This window comes from Streptomyces sp. NPDC088116 (assembly GCF_044741745.1).
Lineage (GTDB): Bacteria > Actinomycetota > Actinomycetes > Streptomycetales > Streptomycetaceae > Streptomyces.
This window is the reverse complement of record NZ_JBIUTF010000008.1, coordinates 184,739-196,988: the sequence shown is the minus strand read 5'-3', so window position 1 is coordinate 196,988 and position 12,250 is coordinate 184,739. Positions and strand designations below refer to the sequence as shown.

Genomic DNA, 12,250 nt, shown 5'->3' with positions numbered 1-12,250 from the left:
CCGTGAACGAACACCCCCCGACCGGACACCCAGGGACCGAGCACCGAGCGGCTGAACACCAGGTCCTCAACCCGGCCACCGGCGAGGTCGTCGCCACCGTCCCGGCGACCACCCCGGCGCAGGTCGACGCGGCGGTCCGGCGGGCCGCGACGGCTCAGCGCCGGTGGGCCGCGGCAGCCCCCGCCGACCGCGCGCGACTGCTGCGCCGCTTCGCCGCGGTCGTCGACGCGCACAACGAGGAACTGGCCCGGCTGGAGGTCCGCGAGGCGGGCCACACCCTCGGCAACGCCCGCTGGGAGGCGGGCAACGTCCGTGACCTCCTGGACTACTCCGCCGGGGGAGTGGAGCGGCTGAACGGCCGCCAGATTCCGGTCGCGGGCGGCCTCGACATCACCCTGCTGGAACCGCTCGGGGTGATCGGGGTGATCGCGCCCTGGAACTTCCCCATGCCGATCGCCGCCTGGGGCACCGCCCCCGCCCTCGCGGCCGGCAACGCGGTGCTCCTCAAACCCGCCGAGACCACCCCGCTCACCGCGCTCCGACTGGCCGAACTCGCCCTGGAGGCGGGCCTTCCCGAGCATCTCTTCCAGGTCCTGCCCGGAGCGGGCGACGTCGCGGGCAACGCACTGGTCGAGCATCCGGGCGTGGCCAAGATCGTGTTCACCGGCTCCACCCGCGTCGGCAAGCGGATCATGGAGAAGAGCGCCACGCTGGTGAAGCGCGTGACCCTCGAACTCGGCGGCAAGAGCCCCAACATCGTCTTCGCCGACTCCGATCTGGACGCCGCCGCGGCCACCGCGCCGATGGCCTTCCTCGACAACTCCGGCCAGGACTGCTGTGCCCGTACCCGCATCCTCGTCCAGCGCGAGGTCCACGACCGGTTCCTCGAACTCCTCGCCCCCGCCGTCGAGTCGGTGGTCGTCGGCGACCCCTCCGACGAGCGGACCCAGATGGGCCCGCTGATCTCGGCGGTCCAGCTGGAGCGCGTGCGGTCGTACGTCCCCGAGGGCGCGAAGGGCATCCGGGGCACCGCACCCGGCGGCGCCGGATTCTGGTTCCCGCCGACCGTCCTCACCGATGCCGCCGCCGACTCACCGGTCGCCACCGAGGAGGTCTTCGGGCCCGTGGCCGTCGTGCTGCCCTTCGACGACGAGGAGGACGCGGTCCGGCTCGCCAACGCCACCGACTACGGACTCGCCGGGTCGATCTGGACCCGTGACGTGGGCCGCGCCCTGCGGGTGTCGCGTGCCGTCGCCGCGGGCAATCTGTCCGTCAACTCCCACAGCGCCGTGCGCCACGGCACCCCGTTCGGCGGCTACAAGCAGTCCGGCCTCGGCCGGGAACTGGGCCCCGACGCCCTCGCAGCCTTCACCGAAACCAAGAACGTCTTCATCAGTACGGAGGCCTGAGCCATCATGACCGCCCCCATCAGCGCAGCCACGAACGACCCCGTCTGCCGGCGTCTGACCGGCCGTACCGCAGTCATCACCGGAGCCGGCAGCGGCATCGGCCTGGCCACCGCGCGCAGGCTCGCCTCCGAGGGCGCGCACGTGGTGTGCGGCGATGTCGACGAGACCACGGGAAAGGCCGTGGCGGAGGAGGTCGGCGGGATCTTCGTACCCGTCGATGTCACCGACGCCGAACAGGTCGAGGCGCTGTTCAAGACCGCCTATGACACCTACGGCAGCGTCGATATCGCCTTCAACAACGCGGGGATCTCACCGCCCGACGACGACTCGATCCTCACCACCGGCCTGGAGGCCTGGAAGCGGGTCCAGGAGGTCAACCTCACCTCGGTCTACCTCTGCTGCAAGGCCGCCATTCCCTATATGCGACGCCAGGGCCGGGGCTCGATCATCAACACCGCGTCCTTCGTGGCCCGGATGGGCGCGGCGACCTCGCAGATCTCGTACACCGCGTCCAAGGGCGGTGTGCTCGCCATGTCACGGGAACTGGGGGTGCAGTTCGCGCGCGAGGGGATCCGGGTCAACGCGCTCTGCCCGGGGCCCGTCAACACCCCGCTGCTGCGAGAGCTGTTCGCGAAGGATCCGGAGCGGGCCGCACGGCGGCTGGTGCACATTCCGGTCGGCCGGTTCGCCGAGGCGGAGGAGATCGCGGCGGCGGTCGCGTTTCTCGCCAGCGACGACGCGTCGTTCGTGAACGCCACGGACTTCCTGGTCGACGGTGGTCTCACGGGGGCGTACGTCACTCCTCTGTAGGCGCTCTCCTGATTCCACGCCCCCTGTGGGCACTCTCCTGGTGCCCGCGTGGGCCCCGCACGGCCCTGAGGCGAGGACTCCTCAAGGCGACTCCTGAGCCTGAGGAGTCGCGCTGAGGAGCCCCTCCTCAGAAGATTTCCCCTCGGAGGAGCCCCTCAGAGGAAGGTCCGGCCCTCGCCCCGGTACGTGGGGGCGGTCGCCACCACGCGGTCGCCCTCCACCAGCTGCAACGCGTCGAATCGCTCGCACAGTTCACCGGCCTTGGCATGCCGGAACCACACCTTGTCGCCGATCAGCAGGTCGTCCGCCGCCGAGCCGAGCAGCGGGGTCTGCACCTCTCCGGGGCCTTCCTGGCCGTCGTACCGCAATCCCTCCGGCAGATACGGCGTGGGCAGCCGGTCCCGGCCGGCCGGCCCCGACGCCGGATAGCCGCCGCCGAGCACGGTCACCACGCCGACGCCCGGCCTGCGGACCACGGGCTGGGCGAACAGCGCCGCCGGACGTCCCGTGAACGATGTGTAGTTGTCAAAGAGCCGTGGGACGTAAAGCCCCGAGCCCGCGGCGATCTCCGTCACGGAGTCCTCGGCGGCCGTGTGCTGGACGCTGCCCGTGCCACCGCCATTGACGAACTCCAGCTCCGGCGCGACGGCCCTCACTGCACGAACCACCGCCGCGCGCCGCTCCGCCAGCTCCTTGCGGGCCGCTGTCTGCATCAGTCGGATCGCCCGCGAGCGCAGCGGCTGTCCTGCCAAGGCGTCCCCGACCCCGGCCACATGTCCTTCGTATGCCATAAGCCCGACCAGCCGGAATCCGGGGCGTCGCGCTACAGATCTGGCCAGCTCGGCCAGTTGGCCCGGCTCGCTCAGCGGGGAACGCAGTGCACCAATCCTGACCCGGCCGCCGAACAGCCGCAAGGCCGTGTCCAGTTCCAGACAGACCTTGATCTCCTCCCGGCCGCCCTCGCGTGCCCCGTCGATCAGACCCAGGTGCGCCGGATCGTCGATCATCACGGTGACGGCGGCGGCGAGTTTGGGGTCGGCGGCGAGCTGGGCGTAGGCGGCGCGGTCGGCCGAGGGATAGGCGAGGAGTACGTCCTCGAATCCGGCGCGCGCCAGCCACAGCGACTCGGCCAGGGTGAACGACATGATCCCCGCGAAACCGTCACGCCCCAGGACACGCTCCAGCAGCGCCCGGCAGCGCACCGACTTGCTGGCCAACCGGATCGGTTTGCCCCCGGCCCGCCGGACGAGGTCGTCGGCGTTGGCGTCCAGCGCTTCGAGATCGACGAGGGCGAGCGGGGCGTCGAGATGGGCGGTAGCCCGGTCGTACCGGGCCCGGTCAGTGGCTCGCGGGGGCATGGGCGGAGTCATGGGCCGAGCTTGCCAGACCGGATTACCGCACGGTAGGGGGAGGATTTGGGCAGATCACCACGGGCCTTCGCGCTCGTTCCCGCCGCGCCTGTTCCAGCCCGTAGAGTGACGCACACACCACGCGAACGTGGCCGTTCCGTAAGCGGATCGGCGTGCGGGTGGATCAATCTGTACGGGCGGCTCAGGGGGGCGGATGAGTACCGAAGCGCAACGCGCTCCCGTACCACCCCGCCCCACGACTCCACCGCCGACGCCCGGTGCGTCCGGGCCACCCGTCACACCTGTCCTGCCAGGTGCTTCCGGCCTGCCCGGCACGTCCGGAACGACCGGCACCCCCGGTACGGCGGGAACAGCCCATACGTCTACGGCCCATACGTCTACGACCGATACGTCTGCGTCCGCCGGATCCGAGCCGGGCGCGGGCGCCCCGCGTACGCCGGTCTCGCGCATCACCGACGCCATGCTCCCCCCGTCGGCACCGTCGCGGATACCACCACGGCCTCCTGGCCCTCCGGCGTCGGCGGTGCCTCGGGGCACGGACCGGCGGCCCGGCGATCCTCGCGCCGACACGAGCACCCCGTCCGTGATCCCGCACACCGGTTACGGCCCGCCCGCGGCGGGCCGCCCGCCCGGTGGGCAACGGTCCGGTGCGCAAAGCGGCGGTTCGCAAAAGGGCGGCTCGCAGGCAAGCGGTGAGCAAGCAGGTGCGGGCCGGGCCCCGGGCGCGACGACCGCACGCGGCCTCGGGAGCAATTCGCCATCCGCGGCATCCGGGGACGCTCAGGCCTCGCCGTACGGGCCGTCGTCCACCACGGCTCCGTCCGGCGTCCGGCGTTCGGCCGGCGTGCCGCTTCCCGACGAGCGGGACCCCCGGGCCCCGGCGCCGACGAGCGCCGAATGGTTCGGTACGAGTGGCTCGGCCACCACACCACGCCGTTCGGCCGGCCCGTCCTCGGCCACGCCACCGCGGTCGGCCACGCCACCGCGTTCGGGCACTCCGCGGCCAACCGGCGAGCCGCGCACCAACGCTGCCTCGCGTCCCGCGCAGCGCTCGGCGCAGGCCCCGCCCGTCACCGACCGGTTGAACAACGCGGGCCCCGCGCCTCGTACCGCCGCGACACCACCACGTACCGCCGCCACACCACCACCTACCGTCGCCACTCCGCCGCGTCCGGCCACCTCCCCGGCCGGTTCCCGGACCACCGCATCGTCAGGTTTCCCGACGACCACACCGCCCGCAGGCGCCCGGAGGCCCGGCGGCATGTCCACGCCCCCGCGCGCATCGGCATCCGCGCCCCCGCCCACCCCCGCCGAGACCACCACCCGGCTGCGCCCCGTGCCGCCGGGGCCTCGTACCGGCGCGGTGCCGCCTCGCCCCGTACGGCGGCCCGGTGAGGCGCCTTCCGTACCACCGACGCCGCCCGTGCCCCGGAGCCGTGCTCACGGCGATGCCGGTGCCGGTCGCCCCGCGCCGACGGGGTACCGCTGGGCCGGAGCGCCGCCCGAGACGCCCGCGGAGACCACCACCCGGCTGCGGCCCGTGCCCGCGCGGCGCCCTGCCAGGGCCGTCGCCGCCGTGGCGTGTGTCGTGCTGGGACTCGGGCTGATCGGCGGTGCCGCCACCGGCAGTTGGCTGACCGGGGACTCGGCCGCCGAGTCCCCGGGCCGGGACAGCTTCACCGCCGCCCGCACCCTCTGGCACAGCGTCCCCGTCGACACCCTCTTTCCGCGCACCCTCAAGGGGAACGGAGCCGGACCCGGCGGCGCGGACCGCGACTGGATCCGGATCGCTGTCGCGCCAGACAGCGGCTGCGCCGGCACACTCGACCCCCTGCTGCTGGGAACACTGCGGCCGGCCGGTTGTGTACGGGTGCTCCGCGCCACGTACGCCGACTCCACGTCCAGCAGCGTCACCACCGTCGGGTTCGTCTTCACCCAGGCCGACCCCGACGCCATGGCCTCCCTGCGTGACCGTTTCCGCGACGAGGGGCTGGGCGAACGCGCCGACCTGATGCCCCGTACCTTCCCCGTCGGGAACACCGTCGCCGCCGGATTCGGCGACGCGCAGCGCGCGAGCTGGACGGTGAACGTGCTCACCGACGCGCCCGTCGTCGTGTTCGCCGTCTCCGGTTTCGCCGACGGACGTACGGTCACCTCCCCCCAGCCCGTCGACAAGGCCATGGCCAAGGGAGCCACGACCGCACCCGCGCAAGCCGGCCTGGGACACGAGGCCAAGGGCATCGCCGACCGCATCGAGCGCGGGCTGCGCACGACCGTCAGCGGCGGCACGGCGGCACCCTGATGACCCCGATACCCCGAATGCCTCCGATGCCGAAGAGCCCGAGAATCCCCATGACCCCACCGCGCCCAGGAGCCCCACGGCGCCGCCACCGCCTCGTCGCCGTCCTCGGTGCCGCGTCCTTTCTGCTCGTCCCCGCAGCCCCCGCGCACGCGGACACGATCCGGTCCCAGCAGTGGGCTCTCGAGGCCATGCACACCGAGCAGGCCTGGCGCACCAGCCAGGGCACCGGCGTCACCGTCGCGGTCCTGGACACCGGCGTCGACGACACTCATCCCGACCTCACCGGACAGGTGCTGCCGGGCAAGGACCTGATCGGCTTCGGCGCCACCAGCGGCGACCGGGCCTGGGCCCGGCACGGCACCGCCATGGCCGGGATCATCGCGGGACACGGCCATGGTCTCGAGCGCTCCGACGGGGTCCTCGGGATCGCGCCGCAGGCGAAGATCCTCCCCGTCCGGGTCATCCTCGAAGGCACCGACCCCGCCCGTGACAAGGCCCGCACGTCCAAGGGCGGCGCCCTCGCCGACGGCATCCGCTGGGCCACCGACCAGGGCGCGGACGTCATCAATCTCTCCCTCGGCGACGACAGCGAGTCCGCCCACCCCGAACCCGCCGAGGACGCGGCCGTCCGGTACGCCCTCGACAAGGGCGCCGTCGTCGTCGCCTCGGCCGGCAACGGTGGCGAGAAGGGCGACCACATCTCCTATCCCGCCGCCTACCCCGGTGTGATCGCGGTGGCGGCCGTCGACGAGTACGGCACCCACGCCGCCTTCTCCACCCGCCGCTGGTACGCCACCGTCAGCGCCCCGGGCGTCGACGTCGTCATAGCGGACCCCGACCGCAGCTACTACGAGGGCTGGGGCACCAGCGCCGCCGCCGCGTTCGTCTCCGGGGCCGTCGCCCTCGTGCGCTCCGCTTACCCGGATCTGACCCCCGCCCAGATCAAGAAGCTCCTCGCGGACACGGCGCGTGAGACCCCGCAGGACGGGCGCGACGATGCCAGGGGACATGGCCTCGTCGACCCGGCCGCGGCCATCAAGGCCGGCGCGAAACTGTCCCGTACGGAGTTGGAGAGCGAGGCCGCGGGCTTCGGCAAGCAGTACTTCGGCAGCGGTCCCGACGCCTCGGACGGGGCTTTGGAACCGGCCGGCTGGATCGCCCCGGTGGCGGGCGGCGCCGGCGCCCTGCTGCTGGCGTGCGCGGTGGTGCTCTGGCGCGGCGGGTTCAGCCGCTCCGCTGCCCGACCCGGCGCACGGCGCTGACGGCGGCCTCCTCGACCCGGGCGATTCCCTCCTCCAGCGACGCGTGGCCGTCGGACAACACCGCGACGAGACAGTCCCGTATCCGCCCTGCCGATGTGTCCCGTACGTGCTCTGCCGACCGGCCCCGTAGGTGTTCCGTCGGCCGGCCCCGTACGGGGTCCCGTTCTTGCCCCGTACGGGACCCCCTACGGGACCGGTCCCGTACGAGCCCCACCGAGTGCACGACCCACAGGCCGCTCCCCGTCCTCGGCAGCCAGCCGTTCTTCAGCGCCCAACCGCCGCCTGCTGTTTCGCCTGCCGCTCGGCCCGCCGTTTCGCCCGCCGGGTCACCTCCGGCCGCCGCCGACACGCCCCAGTCCTGTCCGGGCACCACTCGCCCCATCAGCCGCGCCAGAAAGCGGCGCGAGTCGCCGTTCAGCACCGGCGGCCCGCAAGCCCCGCCGAACACCGCCCTCAGCAGCGTCAGTTGATCGCGCGCGGTGGTCCGGGTCAGCCCCCAGGCCGGCGCCGCCGTCGTCCGGGTCATACCGAGCCGCGCGTGCGCCGCGTCCAGTCCCGCCACGCCCCCGGCCGCCGCCCGCAACGCCGTCGCCGCGTCGTTGTCGCTGCGCTCGATCATCGCCGCCGCGAGGCGCTCCTCCTCGGCCGTCAGCCACCGGCCGGTGTCCTGCGCCCGCAGCAGCAGCGCGGCCAGGACCGCCACCTTCACCACGCTGGCGGTGACATACGTCCGGTCCGCGCCGAACGCCGTCTCGCGCCCGCCCTTCATGTCGTACACCGCGACCGAAAGATCCACCCGACGACGGTACGTTGCCGCGCGCGGCCGGGTACGCGTGCGTGCCGCTTCCCCGCGGCCGGGCCTTCGGAAGGACTCGTCTAGTCTCGACGCGTGGCCCTCAAGAACATCCCGGACTCAGGTTTCTCCGACGACGACGGCACCGCTGATCCCGCTCTGACGGAGGCCCTGGCCGCCTGGGCCGGGGACCGGTCGGCCGAACCGCGTGTGCTGGCCGCCCTCAGGAGCGCCCGCCTGCTGGTTCCCGTCGTCGCCGTCCTCGGTGAGACGGAGGAGGACGAGAACGGCCTGCGCCGCGAGAAGACCAGCGACATGGCGGTGCCGACCCTCCGGGCGGGCGACCGGCGCGCACTGCCCACGTTCACCTCCGTCGCGGCGCTGGCCCGCTGGGACCCCGAGGCCCGCCCCGTCGCCGTACCCCTGCACCAGGCGCTCCAGGCCGCCGCCCACGAGAAGGCCGACACGGTGGTGCTCGACCTCGCCGGACCCGTCCCGTACCAGCTCACCGGGCCCGCCCTGCTGGCCCTCGCCGAGGGGCGGCCGAGCACCGATCCGCTCGACGACCCCGCTGTCACCACGGCGGTACGGTCCGCCGTCGCCGCCGAGCCCGCCGTGCTCCGGGCGCACCTCGGCCCCGGTAGCGCGGACGGCACCCTGGCGCTCGTCCTGGACCCGGCCACGCCCCCGGCGGAGGCGGCCCGCCGGGTCGCCGAGGCCCTCGCGGCCGATGACGTACTGAGGGCCCGCCTGGTACGCGGACTCGACCTGGCACTGCTGCCGGCCGAGGCCACGCCTCCCGGCGAGCCCCTCTTCGTACGTGTGTGACGCGAACCGGTCGGCGGACGACATCACACGAATCGGCTTGCTGGCGGACGGTCAGCCGTAGACCGGACCCGTGTACTTCTCGCCCGGACCCTGCCCCGGCTCGTCCGGCACCAGCGACGCCTCGCGGAACGCCAGTTGGAGCGACTTCAGCCCGTCGCGCAGCGGCGCCGCGTGGAACGAGCTGATCTCCGTCGCGCCGGCGTCCATCAGACCGGCCAGCGCGTGGACCAGCTTGCGCGCCTCGTCCAGGTCCTTGTGCTCGGCGCCCTCCTCGGTCAGCCCCAGTTTCACGGCGGCCGCGCTCATCAGGTTCACCGCGACCGTGACGATCACCTCGACGGCGGGAACTTCCGCGATGTCGCGGGTCATGGCGTCGAAGCCGGCGGAATCTTGGGCGGAGGGGGAGGTCGCGTCGTTCATGCCCCACACGATATGCCCCGGCGGTACCCGGCCGTCCCTCGCCTCCGGCAGCGGCCCGGCGGCACCCCGCCGGCCGGTCCTGCGGACCACCGCGGCTTCACGGCGCGCTCGGCGCCCGCTCCTCCGTTAGCTCCTCCGGGCCAATGGTGCTAACCTGGAGTGACGACCGGCCGGACACCTGCGTGCCCGGCCCACAAGTGGAGGCTCCGATCTCCCACCTGGCTGCCCCTTCCGGGCAGCGGGTCACCGGTCAGGCGGTGCCCATCGTTCCGTACGGACGATGGAACCGCCCGATGCGCCCCGTGGCACATGCACGGCGGTGCTCCGGTATTCGAGGAGCTCCTGCCTGTGTGCCGTCCGGGGCATTTTTGATGTTCCGCCGCGGTTGGTCTGATCACAACAGACGTTACGCGGCTGTCTGCCAGACAGTCGTGTGGTGCTACCGAGGAGGATCCATCAGCGCCGAGCCCCGCATCAACGACCGGATTCGCGTTCCCGAAGTGCGACTTGTCGGTCCCAGTGGTGAGCAGGTGGGCATTGTCCCGCTCGCCAAGGCCCTGGAACTTGCGCAGGAGTACGACCTGGACCTGGTCGAGGTCGCGGCGACAGCCCGTCCGCCCGTGTGCAAGCTCATGGACTACGGGAAGTTCAAGTACGAGTCGGCCATGAAGGCCCGTGAGGCGCGCAAGAACCAGGCGCACACGGTCATCAAGGAGATGAAGCTCCGGCCGAAGATCGACCCGCACGACTATGACACCAAGAAGGGTCACGTCGTCCGGTTCCTCAAGCAGGGTGACAAGGTCAAGATCACGATCATGTTCCGTGGTCGTGAGCAGTCCCGCCCCGAGCTGGGCTTCCGACTGCTCCAGCGGCTTGCTTCGGACGTCGAGGACCTCGGGTTCATCGAGTCCAACCCGAAGCAGGACGGCCGGAACATGATCATGGTTCTTGGTCCGCACAAGAAGAAGACCGAGGCCATGGCCGAGGCCCGTGAGGCGCAGGCCGCCCGCAAGGCGGAGCGCCAGGGTTACGCGACCGAGGACTCGGCGGACGCGGGCGCCGAGGCTCCGGCCGAAGCACCTGCCGAGGCCAAGGCCGAGACCCCGGTCGAGGCATCTTCCGAAGCGTGATCCGAGCGGGTTGCCACCCAGGCAGACCCTCGGTTCCGGTCCGGAACCACACACCAGAGACATGACGCTCCCGCGCGCCGGTCGGCCGACCGGCAGGGGGCGCCACTGACGAGGAGAGACGGCGCTATGCCGAAGAACAAGACGCACAGCGGTGCCAGCAAGCGCTTCAAGATCACCGGCTCCGGCAAGGTGCTGCGCGAGCGGGCCGGCAAGCGCCACCTGCTCGAGCACAAGTCGTCCAAGCTGACGCGTCGCCTCAGCGGCAACGCCGAGATGGCCCCGGGCGACGCCAAGAAGATCAAGAAGCTTCTCGGCAAGTGATGTCGCGGCCCCCGGTGACCGGGGGCGCGGCAACAGGACCGGGATCCATTCGTTTCCGGGCCGTGTGAGTCCAACCACGGCCCCGCTACAAGGAGTCAACACGTGGCACGCGTCAAGCGGGCAGTCAACGCCCACAAGAAGCGCCGGGCAATTCTGGAGCAGGCCAGCGGTTACCGCGGCCAGCGTTCGCGCCTGTACCGCAAGGCGAAGGAGCAGGTCACCCACTCCCTCGTTTACAACTACAACGACCGCAAGAAGCGCAAGGGCGACTTCCGTCAGCTGTGGATCCAGCGGATCAACGCCGCTGCCCGCGCCAACGGCATCACCTACAACCGCTTCATCCAGGGTCTGAAGGCCGCCAACGTCGAGGTGGACCGCAAGATCCTCGCCGAGCTCGCGGTCAACGACACCAACGCGTTCGCCGCGCTCGTCGAGGTCGCCCAGAAGGCCCTCCCGAGCGACGTCAACGCCCCGAAGGCCGCTGCCTGATCTCCGTCAGGCCGCAAGGGGCGCTGTGACGGCCCGCCTGGCCTCCGGGCGGATGGCGTCGGCCTCGCGACACCCCTCAGCACTTCCCGCCGGACCCGCAGGCACCGCGCCTGCGGGTCCGGCGCGTTCCACCCGCACATCCGCCTTCTGCGAGGTGCCGGCCGTACGCCCGCTCTCCGCGCCTCCCGTTTCCCCACACGCCCCCCTCGTACGAGAAGTGAGAACCGCCGCTCATGGGCACCCCCGAGCTGATCTCCCCGCGTTCCCCGCGAGTCACGGCCGCGCGCAGGCTCGCCAAGCGCGCCTTCCGAGGCAAGGAACGCCGGTTCATCGCCGAGGGGCCACAGGCCGTACGCGAAGCGGTGGCCCACCGCGGCGGTGACGGGGAGCCCACGCTGGTCGAGCTGTTCACCACCGCCGAGGCCGCCGAGCGGTACGCGGACATCGTCGACGCGGCCCGTGCCACCGGGGCCCGGGTGCACTTCGCGGCCGACGCGGTGCTCGCCGACGTGTCCCAGACCGTCACCCCCCAGGGGCTGCTCGGCGTCTGCCGCTTCCTCGACTCGCCGTTCGAGGAGATCCTCCGGGCCCGCCCCCGGCTCGTCGCCGTCCTGTCGAACGTCCGCGACCCCGGCAACGCCGGTACGGTGCTGCGCTGCGCCGACGCGGCGGGCGCCGACGCCGTCGTCCTCACCGACGCCTCCGTCGACCTCTACAACCCCAAGTCGGTCCGGGCGTCGGTCGGTTCGCTCTTCCATCTGCCCGTCGCCGTCGGAGTCCCCGTCGAGCGGGCCGCCCAGGGGCTCCAGGAGGCCGGCGTCCGTATCCTCGCCGCCGACGGCGCCGGCGAGAGGGACCTGGACGACGAGCTCGACGCGGGCACCATGGGCGGGCCCACGGCCTGGATCTTCGGCAACGAGGCCTGGGGGCTGCCGGCCGAGACCCGCGCCCTCGCGGACGCCGTGGTGCGGGTGCCGATCCACGGAAAGGCCGAGAGTCTGAACCTCGCGACGGCCGCGGCCGTATGTCTCTACGCCTCAGCGCGCGCCCAGAGAGTCCACGGCAAACGCTGAGGGGGTCCGCTCCGTCACGTTCAGCTAGTAGTGTGGCGGTTTC

13 protein-coding genes are annotated in these 12,250 nt (G+C 72.4%); 9 read left to right on the top strand and 4 right to left on the bottom strand.

Annotated elements, in window-relative coordinates:
* Positions 1-2 precede the first annotated feature (2 nt).
* The gene (locus tag ACIOJD_RS29785; protein WP_401919135.1) at positions 3-1,409 is read left to right on the top strand and encodes an aldehyde dehydrogenase family protein; all 1,407 of its coding nucleotides are present in this window, start codon (positions 3-5) and stop codon (positions 1,407-1,409) included.
* 6 nt (positions 1,410-1,415) lie between these two features.
* Positions 1,416-2,219: a 3-oxoacyl-ACP reductase gene (locus ACIOJD_RS29780; protein ID WP_401919134.1), complete on the top strand. Its 804-nt coding sequence runs from the start codon at positions 1,416-1,418 to the stop codon at positions 2,217-2,219.
* A 155-nt stretch (positions 2,220-2,374) separates the two neighbouring features.
* Here ACIOJD_RS29780 and ACIOJD_RS29775 read toward each other — a convergent pair whose 3' ends face one another.
* Both ACIOJD_RS29775 and ACIOJD_RS29770 read right to left on the bottom strand, forming a co-directional pair.
* On the bottom strand, positions 2,375-3,577 hold the full coding sequence (locus ACIOJD_RS29775; RefSeq protein WP_401919395.1) for an amino acid deaminase/aldolase: 1,203 nt from the start codon (positions 3,575-3,577) through the stop codon (positions 2,375-2,377).
* 792 nt (positions 3,578-4,369) lie between these two features.
* On the bottom strand, positions 4,370-4,852 hold the full coding sequence (locus ACIOJD_RS29770; protein ID WP_401919133.1) for a hypothetical protein: 483 nt from the start codon (positions 4,850-4,852) through the stop codon (positions 4,370-4,372).
* On the opposite strand from ACIOJD_RS29770, the gene ACIOJD_RS29765 reads away from it, so the two are divergent.
* Positions 4,851-5,891 (top strand): hypothetical protein, encoded by a 1,041-nt coding sequence (locus ACIOJD_RS29765; RefSeq protein WP_401919132.1) that lies wholly within the window; start codon positions 4,851-4,853, stop codon positions 5,889-5,891. The genes ACIOJD_RS29770 and ACIOJD_RS29765 overlap by 2 nt on opposite strands.
* Before the next feature lie 50 nt (positions 5,892-5,941).
* Positions 5,942-7,153 (top strand): type VII secretion-associated serine protease mycosin, encoded by a 1,212-nt coding sequence (gene mycP / locus ACIOJD_RS29760; RefSeq protein WP_401919131.1) that lies wholly within the window; start codon positions 5,942-5,944, stop codon positions 7,151-7,153.
* On the opposite strand, the gene ACIOJD_RS29755 is transcribed toward mycP, so the two are convergent.
* On the bottom strand, positions 7,116-7,949 hold the full coding sequence (locus ACIOJD_RS29755; RefSeq protein ID WP_401919130.1) for a serine hydrolase: 834 nt from the start codon (positions 7,947-7,949) through the stop codon (positions 7,116-7,118). The two genes, mycP and ACIOJD_RS29755, sit on opposite strands and share 38 nt — an antisense overlap.
* A gap of 93 nt (positions 7,950-8,042) precedes the next feature.
* On the opposite strand from ACIOJD_RS29755, the gene ACIOJD_RS29750 reads away from it, so the two are divergent.
* A complete protein-coding gene (locus tag ACIOJD_RS29750; RefSeq protein ID WP_401919129.1) occupies positions 8,043-8,774 on the top strand; it encodes an SseB family protein in 732 nt (243 codons plus the stop codon).
* 51 nt (positions 8,775-8,825) lie between these two features.
* Here the strand turns inward: ACIOJD_RS29750 and ACIOJD_RS29745 are convergent, their stop codons facing one another.
* Complete coding sequence (locus tag ACIOJD_RS29745) at positions 8,826-9,194, bottom strand: DUF1844 domain-containing protein (protein ID WP_401919128.1); 369 nt, start codon at positions 9,192-9,194, stop codon at positions 8,826-8,828.
* A 431-nt stretch (positions 9,195-9,625) separates the two neighbouring features.
* Here ACIOJD_RS29745 and infC point away from each other — a divergent pair, with 431 nt between their 5' ends.
* The 4 genes from infC (at position 9,626) to ACIOJD_RS29725 (ending at position 12,207) form a co-directional block, all read left to right on the top strand.
* Positions 9,626-10,324 carry a translation initiation factor IF-3 gene (gene infC / locus ACIOJD_RS29740; RefSeq protein WP_401919127.1) on the top strand — a complete coding sequence of 233 codons (699 nt, stop codon included), beginning with the start codon at positions 9,626-9,628 and terminating at the stop codon, positions 10,322-10,324.
* Between the two features lie 126 nt (positions 10,325-10,450).
* Positions 10,451-10,645, top strand: a complete 195-nt coding sequence (gene rpmI, locus ACIOJD_RS29735) for a 50S ribosomal protein L35 (protein WP_401883404.1) — start codon at positions 10,451-10,453, stop codon at positions 10,643-10,645.
* Between the two features lie 102 nt (positions 10,646-10,747).
* A complete protein-coding gene (rplT, locus tag ACIOJD_RS29730; RefSeq protein ID WP_401919126.1) occupies positions 10,748-11,134 on the top strand; it encodes a 50S ribosomal protein L20 in 387 nt (128 codons plus the stop codon).
* Between the two features lie 233 nt (positions 11,135-11,367).
* Positions 11,368-12,207, top strand: coding sequence for a TrmH family RNA methyltransferase (locus ACIOJD_RS29725; protein ID WP_401919125.1), 840 nt, complete (start codon positions 11,368-11,370; stop codon positions 12,205-12,207).
* Positions 12,208-12,250 lie beyond the last annotated feature (43 nt).